This is a genomic window from Enterobacter cloacae complex sp. P42RS, from assembly GCF_014930595.1.
GTDB lineage: Bacteria > Pseudomonadota > Gammaproteobacteria > Enterobacterales > Enterobacteriaceae > Enterobacter > Enterobacter bugandensis.
The window spans coordinates 37,636-51,471 of the sequence record NZ_JADBRK010000024.1 but is presented as its reverse complement, the minus strand read 5'-3'; the positions used below and the strand labels follow the sequence as shown (position 1 = coordinate 51,471).

14 protein-coding genes are annotated in these 13,836 nt (G+C 55.6%); 2 read left to right on the top strand and 12 right to left on the bottom strand.

Annotated features, from left to right (window positions below; genetic code table 11):
* The 4 genes from IM314_RS20430 to IM314_RS20415 form a co-directional block, all read right to left on the bottom strand.
* Positions 1–1,149 (bottom strand): fimbria/pilus outer membrane usher protein (locus IM314_RS20430; RefSeq protein ID WP_193359405.1); only part of this gene is annotated, 1,149 nt, incomplete at its 3' end.
* Positions 1,125–1,883 carry a molecular chaperone gene (locus IM314_RS20425; protein WP_193358904.1) on the bottom strand — a complete coding sequence of 253 codons (759 nt, stop codon included), beginning with the start codon at positions 1,881–1,883 and terminating at the stop codon, positions 1,125–1,127. The genes IM314_RS20425 and IM314_RS20430, both read right to left, overlap by 25 nt.
* 16 nt (positions 1,884–1,899) lie before the next feature.
* Positions 1,900–2,448, bottom strand: a complete 549-nt coding sequence (locus tag IM314_RS20420; protein WP_193358903.1) for a spore coat U domain-containing protein — start codon at positions 2,446–2,448, stop codon at positions 1,900–1,902.
* Positions 2,449–2,460: 12 nt separating this feature from the next.
* On the bottom strand, positions 2,461–3,033 hold the full coding sequence (locus tag IM314_RS20415; protein WP_059355163.1) for a spore coat protein U domain-containing protein: 573 nt from the start codon (positions 3,031–3,033) through the stop codon (positions 2,461–2,463).
* Between the two features lie 430 nt (positions 3,034–3,463).
* Between IM314_RS20415 and IM314_RS20410 the strand changes: the two genes are divergently transcribed.
* Positions 3,464–4,723 carry a dicarboxylate/amino acid:cation symporter gene (locus tag IM314_RS20410; RefSeq protein ID WP_041909418.1) on the top strand — a complete coding sequence of 420 codons (1,260 nt, stop codon included), beginning with the start codon at positions 3,464–3,466 and terminating at the stop codon, positions 4,721–4,723.
* Positions 4,724–4,818: 95 nt separating this feature from the next.
* On the opposite strand, the gene cheW is transcribed toward IM314_RS20410, so the two are convergent.
* From cheW to flhD, 6 genes are all read right to left on the bottom strand, one after another.
* Positions 4,819–5,322: a chemotaxis protein CheW gene (cheW, locus tag IM314_RS20405; RefSeq protein WP_041909416.1), complete on the bottom strand. Its 504-nt coding sequence runs from the start codon at positions 5,320–5,322 to the stop codon at positions 4,819–4,821.
* A gap of 19 nt (positions 5,323–5,341) precedes the next feature.
* Positions 5,342–7,378 (bottom strand): chemotaxis protein CheA, encoded by a 2,037-nt coding sequence (gene cheA / locus IM314_RS20400; RefSeq protein ID WP_028013652.1) that lies wholly within the window; start codon positions 7,376–7,378, stop codon positions 5,342–5,344.
* A gap of 4 nt (positions 7,379–7,382) precedes the next feature.
* On the bottom strand, positions 7,383–8,312 hold the full coding sequence (gene motB, locus IM314_RS20395; protein WP_028013653.1) for a flagellar motor protein MotB: 930 nt from the start codon (positions 8,310–8,312) through the stop codon (positions 7,383–7,385).
* Positions 8,309–9,196, bottom strand: coding sequence for a flagellar motor stator protein MotA (gene motA, locus IM314_RS20390; protein WP_008500417.1), 888 nt, complete (start codon positions 9,194–9,196; stop codon positions 8,309–8,311). The genes motB and motA overlap by 4 nt, the downstream gene beginning before the upstream one ends.
* A 123-nt stretch (positions 9,197–9,319) precedes the next feature.
* Positions 9,320–9,898 carry a flagellar transcriptional regulator FlhC gene (flhC, locus tag IM314_RS20385; protein ID WP_013096051.1) on the bottom strand — a complete coding sequence of 193 codons (579 nt, stop codon included), beginning with the start codon at positions 9,896–9,898 and terminating at the stop codon, positions 9,320–9,322.
* Between the two features lie 2 nt (positions 9,899–9,900).
* On the bottom strand, positions 9,901–10,251 hold the full coding sequence (gene flhD, locus IM314_RS20380; RefSeq protein ID WP_028013654.1) for a flagellar transcriptional regulator FlhD: 351 nt from the start codon (positions 10,249–10,251) through the stop codon (positions 9,901–9,903).
* Between the two features lie 795 nt (positions 10,252–11,046).
* Between flhD and uspC the strand changes: the two genes are divergently transcribed.
* Positions 11,047–11,475, top strand: coding sequence for a universal stress protein UspC (gene uspC, locus IM314_RS20375; protein WP_163332576.1), 429 nt, complete (start codon positions 11,047–11,049; stop codon positions 11,473–11,475).
* Between the two features lie 17 nt (positions 11,476–11,492).
* On the opposite strand, the gene otsA is transcribed toward uspC, so the two are convergent.
* Complete coding sequence (gene otsA, locus IM314_RS20370; protein ID WP_028013656.1) at positions 11,493–12,917, bottom strand: alpha,alpha-trehalose-phosphate synthase; 1,425 nt, start codon at positions 12,915–12,917, stop codon at positions 11,493–11,495.
* Positions 12,892–13,695: a trehalose-phosphatase gene (gene otsB, locus IM314_RS20365; RefSeq protein ID WP_193358902.1), complete on the bottom strand. Its 804-nt coding sequence runs from the start codon at positions 13,693–13,695 to the stop codon at positions 12,892–12,894. The genes otsA and otsB overlap by 26 nt, the downstream gene beginning before the upstream one ends.
* Positions 13,696–13,836: the final 141 nt, after the last annotated feature.

Below are 13,836 nucleotides of genomic sequence, written 5' to 3'. Positions count from 1 at the left end.
CGTCCCCGCCCCGCCCAGCGCCAGCTCTTCAGCCCCTTCCGCGTGGCCCTCCAGCGTCAGCCAGTCGGTTACACCATAGCGATACGAGCCGCTGCCTGCCGCAGGGCCGTAGTCAAAATTCCTGATGCCGTAATTGCGGCGCAGGCTGCCGAGCGTTACGGCCCCGTCGCTCAGCCCTGTTTTAAGCAAATCGCTGGTGACGTAAAACGGCAACGTGGTGCTCACCTGGCGTCCCAGCGCATCGGTGGTGACCAGCACCGCATCCCCCGCCCCGTTGATATAGGGCAGATTAGTCAGGGTGAAGGGCCCCGGCTGAAGCTGAGTTGAGCCGGATCGATAGCCGTTGATAAAGAGATCCACCGAGGTGGGGACCGCAGCCTCCCCCGAAAATTCGGGCAGCGGCCATGTCACCAGGTCAGGGCGCAGGGAGAAATCGCGTCCGTAGCTGATACCGCCCATCCGCACGCTGGAGGTCCAGCTCAGGGCATCGCTGATCACGTCTCCGGCGCTCCAGGTGGTCGCGTCATCCTCATTCGTTATCAGCAGCGTGGTGTCATAGCGAACATACCCTTCCTGCTGACCGTCGTTTCCGGTGAAGTTTTTCCGGGCGTATCCGGTGGAGGAAAATGAGCCGTTCTCGTCGAAGTAGCGGAGTTCATGCCAGAGCGACGCCTGGCCGCCAATGTGCTCCGTGTGGTTGGTGTAGAGATCGTAATTCAGCAGTGCCCCGCGTCCGTAGTGCGGTTTGGACTGCGCCGTTTGCGCGCTAAAGGGGGTCACCCGGGCGGTGATCCAGTCCCGGGGAAGAGTCAGCAGCAGGCGCTGCGCGGCGCTGTCGTACTCCACACGAACCTCGCTCAGCGAGGCGAGATTCACCTCTCCGGCGGGCACATGCTCCGGGGGAAGCCCCGCGCGCAGCAAATCGGCGCTGGAGATAAAGAAAGCGCCGTTGCGTTGCGTCACGGGAACCACCAGACCGGTGTCGTAGTGGTTGAGCACGAGGGCAAGCTGAAAGACCGCTTCATCATGTATCGCCTGTGCCTGGGGGGGCGGCGGCAAACTGTCGTCGCCGGGATCGCCCCAGGCTGTGGTACTGACGCAAAGCAGCATCATCATTGCCGGCTTCAGTTGACGGGAGGCGACTGCCATTGTTCGTCCCTGGCATTAATCTGCGCGCTCATCGTGTCTGGCTGACGAACGCCAGCGGGTATCGGCCAGCTGCGGGTACTGCCCGGAAGGACGTAGCCCAGTAATCCTTCCGCGACGGTGCGTTTTTGCCCTCCCTGCGCCAGTGTCACCTGGCTCAGCCTGACGTGCACATCACCCCGATTCCGAACCTCCAGTGCCGGCTGCCCCTCCGTTCGCGTCACCCGCCAGCTCAGGTTCCGGGTCTCGGCCAGCGCGTGATGCGCCCCCTCTTTTATTGTCGGGATCCCCTGGCCATACACAAACAGCGGAATGGAGTAACGCATCTGCAACTTGAGGCCGATGGCAGGTTCGGCTTTGGTATCAGGCTGAGGAATTTCATCCACGATAATGCGGTAGGCTTGTTCGACGCCTGCGGGAACGGGGGCCTGCTTAATAAGACGGATAAGCTGCTTGCTGCCTGTGCCAATCGTGACGATGGGCGGGCTGGCGACCACATCCTGCTGTGCGGTGTAGCGCTCGTGTCCGTCCTCCTGCTTCCAGCGTACAATGCGCACCTGCATCGTGGTGGCGCTGTTTCCCTGGTTCTGGATCCACAGCTCCGTGGCGTTGGCGTCTGCCGCAAGCCACGGGTCAATCGGCCAGAGCAGAATAGTGGCTGCCGCCTGCGCCTGACCGGTTGCCACAGCCATTCCCAACGCGCCCGCCAGACAAACAGGTCTGAAAACTGGCTTCATCAACACTCTCCCTTTATTACCATGACAAGGTCACGGTGAGCTGATCGGAATACGTTCCTGCCGGGCTAAATCCGGTCAGTAGCGCCACGCCAAAAAGCGGCAGCGCGATGTTATTGCTGTTGCTATAGGTCACCGGTATCGCCTGGTTGACGCCAATTTCGCTGTTCGCGGCCAGCGAGCTGCTGCTGTAAAGCCGGTATCCCACCACGTCGGCGCCGTTCGAGCGCTTCATGCGGCGAACGGTTGAATAATTCTGTCCGCCATTAATGCTCATGCTCAGCGCCACGCCCGGCGTGCAGGCGATAGACAACGCCCCGTTTGGCACAAAGCTGGTGCTTACCGGTGCGCTCTCGACGCCGTTATGGGTGCCAAAATCCAGCGTGCCGAGAACCCCTCCGCTGCCGGTGGCCACCGCGCATCCCGGAACAATCGTCGCGCTGACCTTAAAGGACTGTGATGTCACCGCCTCCGCCGCGGGCGTCATCAGCAATCCGACGATCAGCGCGAAAAAAGGCTGCACGTGTCCCTCTGCGCATACGCGCAGACCAGTAAGAGTTGCCTTCATGGCGGTGCAGGACTAATAGGTGACGCTGACGTTAATCGTGTCGGTGTAGGTGCCCGGGACGACCGTCACGCTGTTACCGCCGCCGGTAATACGTCCGTAGAGGGTGTAACTGTCCACCCCTCCGGCCGTAGAGGCGGCCTGCAACGCGGTGTTATTGGCAATCACGCTGTTAAACCCGCTGTCGCTGTACAGGCTGTACGCAACACCCTGTGCCGCATTGGCGGTGTTAACCAGATAGCGCGCAGGTGTTCCCGGAGTGCCGACAACGGTACCGGGGGCTGTGGAGTTGGTGTTGCCGGTGATCGCCACCGTATAGCTGGCGGTCGTACACTGAATGGTGAAGGTGTTTCCGCCGCTGGCGCCGGTGAGCTGCGTGGTCAGGGTGGAAAACGTTGCGGGATGGGTACCAAAATCGAGTATCCCGAAGTTAATGCCGCTTTGCGCGGGCGATCCGTTAATCAGACAACCGTTTGTCAGCGTCAGCGTGGCGCCAATGGTGCCGCTGCTTGTGACGGCCAGTGCATGATGGGCTGTTGTCGCAGTCAGCAACGTGCCTGCGCAGATCAAAAGGAGTTTTCTTTTCATTTACCACCCTCCAGAAGACGTCTCCGTTCCCTTGCGACATTTTATTTTTAACGTTCAAGATGTTAGCCCCGCTAAACGTTCCTCAGAGGGGGTTATTGAGAATTTAGTTTACGGATATCGCTTCGACCACCCGCGACGCGCAGAGACAAACCAATGACCTATTGACTCATTTCTTTCTTTAAAAACAGAGATTTAAAACGAAACAGAGGAAAAATTCGCTACATAATCTGAGGATATATCCGCTAAAGTGTGATAAGCATCACAATATATCGTTCGGGCATTAACAACAAAATTAATAAAAATTAAAAAGGAGTTGTATCCCCCTACGCTTTGCGTCAATTTATGTGCCGAATATTTTCCCGCGCAGTAATAAAAAATTTATATGTATCGGCGCGGGCGACATCTGATAGCGCATAGAGGGTCTTTTTTCGTGGCAAGTGCAAACAAACTTACACTCTTCATCGTGATATTCATGCTGGCGGGTATTCTTTCAGGGGCGGCAATTCACGAGTACGCATCTGCGGATGCCATCAAAGCCTGGTCGGATAATATTACCCTTCTGACCGATATTTTCCTCCGTCTGATCAAAATGGTTATTGCGCCGCTGGTCTTCAGCACGCTGACCGTAGGCATTATGAAGCTGGGAGAAACCTCCACCATAGGCCGGGTGGGCGGCAAAGCGATGGTATGGTTCATCAGTTCATCCGTGCTTTCTATTCTGGTCGGACTGTTTATCGTCACGCTGGAGCGTCCGGGAAGCGGCCTGAACCTGACTATTCCAACCGAGGCGGTGGATACCGGTCTGGCCGTGGGCGGGATGACGCTGAAAGCGTTCCTGTCTCACACCATTCCCACCAGCATCGCGGGGGCGATGTCGAACAATGAGATCCTGCAGATAGTGGTGTTCTCGATGTTCTTCGGCATCGGCGGCGCGTCGCTGGGGCAGAAATTCAACGCGCCGCTGGTGGCCGCACTGGATGTGGTTTCCCATATCATGCTGAAGGTAACGGGGTACGTGATGTACGTTGCGCCGCTGGCCATCTTCGCGGCGATCTCCTCCGTCATTGCCACGCAGGGTCTGGGCATCCTGTTGAACTACGCCTCCTTTATTGGCGGCTACTACGTTGCCATTCTTCTTACCTGCATGGTGCTGCTGGCCGTGGGTTACATGGTGCTGAAAAAAGAGGTGTTTCGCCTGGTCAGCATGCTGAAAGATCCGGTGCTGGTCGCATTCACCACCAGCAGTTCTGAAGCGGCCTACCCTAAAACGCTGGAGCAGCTGGAGCGCTTTGGCTGCTCGCGCAATATCGCCTCTTTCGTTCTGCCGATTGGCTACTCCTTCAACCTCGTGGGGTCGATGGTGTACTGCTCGTTTGCCTCGATGTTTATTGCGCAGGCGTACAACATTCACCTAAGCTTCTCTGAGGTGACGGTGCTCATGCTGACCCTGATGCTGGCGTCGAAAGGCATTGCGGGCGTGCCGCGTTCTTCGCTGGTGGTGCTGGCCGCGACGATCCCGAGCTTTAACATTCCGGTGGCGGGGATCCTGCTGCTGATGGGGATCGACCACTTCCTGGATATGGGGCGTTCCGCGATTAACGTGCTGGGGAACGGCATTGCGACCGCGATGCTGTCGCAGAATGAAGGTGCGCGGGAAGCGGACGCTGAGCTGGTAAAGCAGGAAGCGTAAGGGTATGAAAAAGCCGGGTGGCGGCTTCGCCTTACCCGGCCTACAAATGGCTCGACACGTAGGCCGGGTAAGCGTCAGCGCCACCCGGCTTTGTTTTAGGCTACGTGACTCGCGGCGATATCCAGCAGCGCCATCTCTTCGCTGTTCAGCAGCTTTTCGATGTTCACCAGAATCAGCATACGCTCGCCGAGCGCCCCCAGGCCGGTCAGGTATTCGGTCGACAGCGTGACCGCAAACTCCGGCGCAGGACGAATCTGGTCAGAGGTCAGGGAAAGCACGTCAGATACGCCATCCACCACGATACCCACCACGCGCTGTCCCAGGTTGAGGACGATCACGACGGTATTGTCGTTGTAGTCAACGTCACCCTGGCTGAACTTCACGCGCAGATCCACGATTGGCACAATCACGCCGCGCAGGTTGGTGACGCCTTTAATAAACGCTGGCGTGTTAGCGATGCGGGTAACCTGGTCGTAACCACGAATTTCCTGCACTTTCAGGATATCGATGCCGTACTCCTCATCGCCCAAAGTGAATACCAGGAACTCCTGCCCTGATGGCTCGCCCGCCAGTTTCGTTACATTACTCATACCGGTCATGTTATTACCTTCTACTTAATCAGGCGGCTGTGTACGCCACACGTTGTTCACGATTTAATCCCTGAAGCGCCGACACGTCGACGATCAGCGCCACGCTACCATCCCCCAGAATGGTGGCAGCAGAAATACCCGGCACCTTGCGGTAGTTGCTTTCGAGGTTCTTCACCACCACCTGGTGCTGACCAATCAGCTGATCGACCAGCAGCGCGTAGCGACGGCCCGCGCTTTGCAGGATCACCACGATACCCTGCGTGGCCTCGGTCTTCGCCCCGTCCACTTCGAACACTTTCCACAGCTCGACCAGCGGCAGGTACTCACCGCGCACTTCGAGAACGCGCTCGCCGCCCGCCAGCGGATGCAGATCTTCTTCACGCGGCTGGAGGGATTCCATCACCGCGTTCAGCGGCAGAATGAAGACTTCGTCCGCGACTTTGACCGACATGCCGTCGAGGATCGCCAGCGTCAGCGGGAGCAGGATGCGGATGGTGGTGCCGGAGCCCTGTTTAGACTGGATCTCAACGTGGCCGCCCATCTCCTGAATGTTACGTTTCACCACGTCCATGCCGACGCCGCGTCCGGAAACGTCCGTCACCTGCTCGGCGGTCGAGAAGCCCGGCGCGAAGATCAGCATGCCCACTTCTTCATCGGTCATGTTTTCATTCACCGCCATCCCCTGTGAAATGGCTTTCGCCAGGATGCGCTCGCGGTTAAGGCCCGCGCCGTCGTCGGTCACTTCGATGCAGATGTTCCCGCCCTGATGTTCCGCAGAGAGGATCAGATTCCCGACCGGAGATTTCCCGGCGGCAATGCGGTTTTCCGGCAGTTCAATACCGTGGTCGAGGCTGTTACGCACCAGGTGCGTTAACGGGTCGATGATGCGCTCGATCAGGCTCTTATCCAGCTCCGTTGAGCTGCCCATCAGGGTCAGTTCAATCTGCTTATTCAGCTTGCTGGCAAGGTCGCGCACCAGGCGTGGGAAGCGGCTGAAGACATATTCCATCGGCATCATGCGGATGGACATCACCGATTCCTGCAGGTCTCGGGCGTTACGCTGCAGCTGGCCCATGCTGGTGATCAGATCGCCGTGCGTGACCGGGTCGAGTTCGTTAGAACGCTGCGCCAGCATGGACTGGGTGATCACCAGTTCGCCAACCAGGTTAATCAGCTGGTCAACCTTCTCAACGGCAACGCGAATGCTGGTGGACTCACTGGAGCGCGCGGCCGGTTTTTCACCACGGCCAGGCGCCGCGGCCTCTTTTGGCACCGCCTTCAGCACCGGGGCCGCTGGGGCCACAGCCGGTGCGGCGGCCTGGGCAACGACAGCAACCTCTTCTTCTGCAGCCGGAGCTGCTACCGCGGCGGCTTCCGTTTCGAAGGCGATCTGGTCGGCTTCAATGACAAAGCACAGCACCGCCACGATATCGTCCTGACTGATACCGTCATCGAGGGTCGCTGCGAGGCTGTCTTTGCCTTTCACTACGTTACTTAATTTCGCCAGGTTACCCAGCTCTTCTTCCAGCAGGTTAACTTCGCTCTCTTTCAGGCGTGACAGCACAACGCGCAGCTTGCCCGCTTGCGCGGCGGCTGGCGCGGCCTCTTCAGCAGCAACCGCATCGACAACGCTCAGCTTTGCCGCAGGGACAACGGCTGCAGCGACCTCACCTTTGGCTTCCAGGGCGAGCTGGCGCAGCGCATTGCAGATGTATTCAAAGCTGGCGGCATCAGGCTCTGCCGAACTTTTATAGGCGTCGAGCTGTTCCTGCATAATATCTTTGGTTTCCAAAAACAGGTTGATAATGTCGGTATTGAGCTGCATCTCACCGCGTCGTGCTTCATCAAGCAGGTTTTCCATTAAATGGGTCGTTTCCTGCAGGATGGTAAATCCAAACGTTCCGGCTCCGCCTTTAATAGAATGCGCCGCGCGGAAGATGGCATTGAGCTGCTCGGAGTCCGGTGCTTCGGGCACCAGATCGAGCAAATGTTGCTCCATATCCGCCAACAGTTCGTCGGCTTCATCAAAGAATGTCTGGTAAAAATCGCTAATATCCATGCTCACGCTATCACCTCGGATTGGCTGGTGGCGATGTTGGAACGGCAGCCGCAGGGACGGCCCCAGGCTGTTTTAAATCGTCCAGTGACTCATTCTGACTTTCGGCGTTTTCGTGCAGGATGGCCTGCTCCGCCTGCTGGTTCAGCACTAAAAGACTGATACGACGGTTGATGGCGTCATCCGGCCCGCGGTCGGAGACCCGCATGGTTGCTGCCATGCCGACCACGCGCAGTACCTTGCCATCATCAAGCCCACCTGCCACCAGCTCGCGACGCGAGGCGTTGGCACGATCGGCAGAAAGCTCCCAGTTGCTGTATCCCTTCTCCCCACTGGCGTACGGGAAGTCATCCGTGTGGCCCGACAGGCTGATTCGGTTAGGAATACCGTTCAGCACCGGCGCAATGGCGCGTAAAATATCGCGCATGTACGGCTCAACTTCCGCACTCCCGGTTTTAAACATCGGGCGGTTCTGGCTGTCGATAATCTGAATACGCAGCCCTTCCTGGACCAGATCGATTTTCAGGTGCGGCCGCAGCGCGCGCAGTTTAGGATCCGCTTCAATCAGTTGGTCGAGATCGCCACGCAGTTTTTTCAGACGCGCCTGCTCCATCTTGCGTTTCAGCTCGTCGATGTTCGGCTCTTTTTTCACCTCACCCTTCTGCTGGGTGTAATCATCGCCGCCGCCAGGGATCGGGCTTTCGCTGTTAGAGATACGCGGCCCACCGGTCACCGCCGTCGCCAGCGGGGTACGGAAATATTCGGCAATCTGGATAAGCTCCTTCGGGCTGGAGATGGAGATCAGCCACATCACCAGAAAGAACGCCATCATTGCGGTCATAAAGTCGGCGTACGCGATTTTCCAGGAGCCGTGGGAACCGTGCCCGCCGCCCTTGTGCTTGCGTTTTTTGACAATGACGATCGGATGGGACTGGTTTTTCATGCGTCCTCAGTTGTCGTCTGTTGGTTTGGGTTTTTCACCGCGCGCACGTGTTCTTCAAGCTCGATAAACGACGGACGCTCGCTGGAGTAAAGCGTTTTACGGCCAAATTCAACCGCGATCGGTGGCGCGTAACCGTTGAGGTTAGAGAGCAGCGTGATCTTCACGCACTGCATCATTTTGGTGGTTTCCGCGCTTTTCTGGCGCAGCACGCTTGCCAGCGGAGAGATAAAACCATAAGCCAGCAAAATACCGAGGAAGGTGCCCACCATCGCATGGGCAATCAGCGCGCCCAGTTCAGCCGCCGGACGGTCCGCCGAGGCCAGGGCGTGTACCACCCCCATGACCGCCGCCACGATACCAAACGCCGGAAGGGAGTCGCCAACCAGCGCCAGGCTGTTGGCCGGCACTTCAGATTCGCTTTCGTGGGTTTCGATCTCTTCGTCCATCAGCGCTTCGATTTCGAAGGTATTCATGTTGCCGCTGATGATGAGACGCAGGTAATCGACGATGAAATCCAGCATCATGGCGTCCGCCAGAATGCGCGGATAGCTGGCAAAAATTTCGCTCTCTTTCGGGTTTTCGATATCCCGTTCAAGCGAGAACATCCCCTGCTGACGCGACTTCGCCATCAGGCGATAGAGCAGCGCCAGCAGATCCATATACATGCTTTTGGTGTATTTCGAGCGACGGAACAGCAATGGAATTGCCTTCAACGTGCCCTTGATCGATTTACCGTTGTTGCCAACGATAAAAGCCCCTACCCCTGCGCCGCCGATGATAATAAGTTCAGCCGGTTGATAGAGTGCTCCAAGGTGCCCGCCGGTCATCATGTAACCGCCGAAAACTGTACCGAGAACTACCAGGTAACCTAATAAGATAAGCACGACATCATCCTTCCGCTAGTGACTATGGCAAGGACGTCCAGCTCGCAGCGTTTGCCGTTTGCGGGGTAAAAAAAAGCAGCGGTAATGACTTACCGCTGCTGGAATCTTGCCCACACGTTCGGGTTAAACAGCTTGTTCGATCTGTTCATCCAGCAGTTGTGGAATAATATCGGCAGCATCCCGGGAAAGTTTACGTCTTTTTACTGCGCGGGATGGCGGCTGACATAAACTACAGGCGAAGCTGCCTGCAGGCTGATGAGCATGGGTAATAAAATTGCCGTCGCAGCAATTGCAGCGCGACAGTTCAAGCATTCCGCTCTCAACAAAACGCACCAGCGTCCATGCGCGGGTCAGCGCCAGCAGAGGGCCTTCTTCCTGCTGTGGGCATTGTTCAAGGTAAAGTTTGTACGCTTTGATCACGGCGTCTACGCCGCTACACAAACCGGTTTTGAGAAGATACTGCCAGGCATTACAGAACATGGAAGCGTGGATGTTCTGCTCCCAGGTCATAAACCAGTCCGTAGAAAACGGCAGCATGCCTTTCGGCGGGGGACTACCGCGTAACTCTTTATACAGTTTGATGAGGCGACCACGGCTCAGCTGAGTCTCGCTTTCCAGCATTTGTAAACGAGCACCCAGCGTAATCAGCTCCATGGCCAGCTGTATGTCACGCGCTTCCTGAACAATGCTTTTTTCGCTCATTGCTAGGCCCTTTTCTTACGGGCTGCGTCATCAGGCTGACTGATGTCGCTAAGCAAGCGAGTGGAGAGCAGGATACCGGTATGGATCTGTTGCAGATCGTCCACGCGGGATTCCTGCGTCAGACGCGTTATCGTCTGCGGATTATCAAAACGGAACTGGCACACCAGTTGATTCGTTTCCGCCAGTTTTACCATCTGCGGGAGGGTTAATCCACCCAGCATGGTTGCCATTTCTTCGTTAATACCCAGACGAAACATCGCGGACGCTTTGTCCTGACTAATTAAACGCTGCGCGAGCAGTAAATATGACAAATTGATGTCATAGATATGTTTTAGCAACTCGGATGTATGCATTGTTCCCATCCCGAATAACCAACTATTATTTTTATGCGGAAAGACCGCACCCCGTGATGTCGCCGGGAAATCACCCGGTATAAAAAAGAAAAGGCTAAATGCATAGTTGAATCTAGGTTTGTATTCATCCAAACGCGTAAGGGATGCAACGCGGTTACATCTCTTACAGGTTTTATCATTTCTTACAAATAACTAAGATTTTTCCTAATTCGACGCAAACTCTACTCGCCAGATTTGACACATACAATGCAGCCACCCTCAAATTTAAAAAAAATGTGATCCACGTCACACAATTTAAGTGAATGTTACCCATAAATCCATCAGTATGACTTCTAATTTGCTCATTTTTAAATCAATCGGCACTGTTTTGTATTCTTAATCGACGAATACTCATGCATAAGCGTGAGAATAAGTGGCACGCAATGTGCTTTTACCCGTGCGTGCAGTATCGGCAATCGTTTACATCGCGTATGCGTCAGGGACACATTTTGATTACTTCGATAAAACATAGAGTTATGCATTTCTGGCAAAAAAATTGTTTCATTGCGTGATCATTCGAAATGCGTTTATAACTTGTTAGAACGATTTAATAGTGAAAGCGAGGATTTGTGTGACTTACGTTAAGTTGTTAATTTTTTTCATTTAGGCGCATTTATCAGTTATTCTTCTTATAAGAATAATTAATGAATAATTATGATAAGCTTCACACTAATGTCGTATTCAAGTCTTGCGAAACCAGGAAATTCGCGGTAATGGTGATGAAACGCTGTCTGTAAGGCATCTAAGGAGTGCGCCATGAGTTACTCCCATCTTCTTGTTTCTGTTGCCGTTTCCCCCGAAAGCCACCAGCTTGTCGCCCGGGCCGTTTCCATCGCCCGGCCGCATAATGCGCGCATCAGCCTCATTACCCTTGCGGCCGAGCCCGAGATGTACAATCAACTGGCGGCCCCGATGCTGGAAGATATTCGTGAGGTTTTGCAGGAGGAAACGCAGCAGTTTCTGCGAGAGCTTGTCGAAAAAGCAGAGTACCCCATTGATGAAACCGTTATTGCGACGGGGGAACTGAATGCCCATATTCTTGATATGTGCCGCAAGCTGAATATTGATTTAGTGATTTGCGGGAACCATAACCACAGCTTTATATCGAGGGCTACCTGCGCGGCAAAATCTATTATCGCCTCAAGCCAGGTTGACGTGCTGTTAGTGCCGCTTGGGGGGGCTTAACCCCCCCCAGAGGAATATCAGGCGAGTTTAGGGAAGGTCGCGATCTTTTTTTGCAGATCGCCTTCGTGACTTTGCGGGGCTATTTCGCGTAGATCCTGAATAAAACGCGCCTGCCAGTGATTTATATCGTTATTCCGGATCGTCTCCATCATTTCTGCATGGCGGGAAATTCGCTCCGTCAGCGGCATGGTCAGCGCGCGGTTGAGGGCATTTGCCACATCATCCCGATCGTAAGGGTTAACGAGCAGCGCTGAGGTCAGTTCGTTCGCTGCCCCTGCAAACTGGGAAAGCACCAGCACGCCCGGATCCGCCGGGTCCTGAGCCGCCACGTACTCTTTTGCCACCAGGTTCATCCCGTCACGCAGCGGCGTAACCAGGCCAACGTCGGCGTAGCGGAAGACCTTCATCAGGATCTTACGGTCAAAATGCTGATTCAGATAAAAGAGCGGCGTCCAGCCCAGTTGGCCGTAGCGCCCGTTGATGCGCCCCGCTTCGGTCTCCAGCTGATGACGAATGTCCTGATAGGCCTGCACTTCCCCGCGCGACGTTGGCGCGATCTGGGTATAGCGAATTTTACCGTGGTGCTGAGGGTATTTATCCAGCAGCGTTTCATACGCCAGGAAGCGTTCCGGCAACCCTTTGGAATAATCCAGACGCTCTACCGAGAAGATATTCTTCACGTGCTTGAGTTCATTCTTAAGCTGGGCCAGCTTCGGCGGCAGCGGGCCCGAGGCCTGTTCCGCAATTTCGTCGGGTTCAATACCAATCGGATAGACCTCGGTGTGGAAGGTTTTGCCCCACGCCGTATGGGTTTTGCCGCCGTTGGTTACCAGGCGCGTTTTGCCTGACACGGAGTCCAGGAACGCGAGACGGTCATTTTCGGTCTGGAAGCCCAGCAGGTCATAATCACACAGCGCCTCCAGCAGTTCTTCATGCGGCGGCAGCGCGGTGAAAATTTCCGGCGTCGGGAACGGAATGTGCAGGAAGAAGCCAATCCGGTTATTGACTCCCCTTTTACGCAGCTCTCTGGCGAAGGGGAGCAGATGATAATCGTGGATCCATAAAATATCGTCTTCCTCAATTAAAGGCAGCAGTTTATCCGCCAGCAGCGCATTCACCCGCGAGTAGCCCTCGAAGGATTCACGCTGGAATTTCACCAGGTCAAGACGATAGTGAAACGCAGGCCACAGGACCGCGTTGGAGAACTGCGAGTAATACTCGTCATAGTCTTTCTCTTTGAGCGCAAATGATGCCCACGTAATGTTCCCGCGCGTCACCTTTTTAAGCGGTTTCTCTTGTTCATTGATTTCACCGCTCCAGCCAAACCACAGCCCGCCAGCAGCTTTTAAGGCACCTAATACCCCTACCGCCAGGCCACCTGCACTGGCTTTTTTATCATCAGGCGGTGCAATTCGGTTAGAGACGACGACTAAGCGACCCATAATGGTTTCCCCCTTTGTTTTGCGCTATTTGTTGTTGTTGCTGGTTAGCGATATCAGAAATCCACTGCCAGACAGCCTCGACATTCGCCAGACGCCATTCAGCGACAGTGTCACCAGGCCCTACCTTGACGGCGATCCCTCCGGCCTGTTTCACCACGCGAAAACCGGCCTCATCGGTCAGGTCATCGCCAAAAAATACCGGTGTACGTCCCTTAAATGGCGGTTCCGCCATAAACGCCGCAATAGCGGCCCCCTTATTGATGCCCTCAGGTTTTATCTCAACGACGCACTTCCCCGGCTGCAGCGCGAGCTGCGGATGTGCATCGGCCACGCTGCGGGCAATCGCAAAGATCGCCGCTTCGTGATGCGGAGCCTGCCGATAGTGCAAGGCGAACGCCATGCCTTTCGCTTCCAGTTCCGTGCCCGGGAGCGACGCCAGCGCCGAGGAGAGTTCAGAATGTAACGCCTGAATTAAGGTATCGGGGAGTGATACAACATGCAGTTGATCATGGATATCGCGGCGCTCCGCTCCGTGTACACCGGCCAGCGGAAAGTGGTAAGGACTGGCGAGCACATCCAGCTCGGCCATTGAGCGCCCTGAAATCAATGCCAATGCGCCCTCGTTCAGTCGAGAGAGCTGCTGCAAATTCTCTAGCACCGTATCCGGTACGACCACGTCGTCAGGATGCGGCTGGATCCCGGCGAGCGTCCCGTCGAGGTCAAAAAAGAAAGCATATTTTCCGGGCAGTACAGGCGGTGCGGTTAACAAGTCAGCCACCCTAATCCTCCTTACGGTTTACGAGAGGTAAACGCCTTTACCTCTTTCATAGCCATGTAAGTATAGACAGTGTGATGGGCCTCGCCATTTGACAACCGCCCCGCCAGCAAAACTGGCGAGGCGGTTCAGGGGTCAACTATG

Bases quoted from the DNA above. Each gene is read 5' to 3' on its own strand.
- IM314_RS20425 (WP_193358904.1), bottom strand. From the start codon at position 1,883: ATGAAGCCAGTTTTCAGACCTGTTTGTCTGGCGGGCGCGTTGGGAATG.
- IM314_RS20420 (WP_193358903.1), bottom strand. From the start codon at position 2,448: ATGAAGGCAACTCTTACTGGTCTGCGCGTATGCGCAGAGGGACACGTG.
- IM314_RS20415 (WP_059355163.1), bottom strand. From the start codon at position 3,033: ATGAAAAGAAAACTCCTTTTGATCTGCGCAGGCACGTTGCTGACTGCG.
- cheW (WP_041909416.1), bottom strand. From the start codon at position 5,322: ATGACCGGTATGAGTAATGTAACGAAACTGGCGGGCGAGCCATCAGGG.
- motB (WP_028013653.1), bottom strand. From the start codon at position 8,312: ATGAAAAACCAGTCCCATCCGATCGTCATTGTCAAAAAACGCAAGCAC.
- flhC (WP_013096051.1), bottom strand. From the start codon at position 9,898: ATGAGCGAAAAAAGCATTGTTCAGGAAGCGCGTGACATACAGCTGGCC.
- flhD (WP_028013654.1), bottom strand. From the start codon at position 10,251: ATGCATACATCCGAGTTGCTAAAACATATCTATGACATCAATTTGTCA.
- uspC (WP_163332576.1), top strand. From the start codon at position 11,047: ATGAGTTACTCCCATCTTCTTGTTTCTGTTGCCGTTTCCCCCGAAAGC.
- otsA (WP_028013656.1), bottom strand. From the start codon at position 12,917: ATGGGTCGCTTAGTCGTCGTCTCTAACCGAATTGCACCGCCTGATGAT.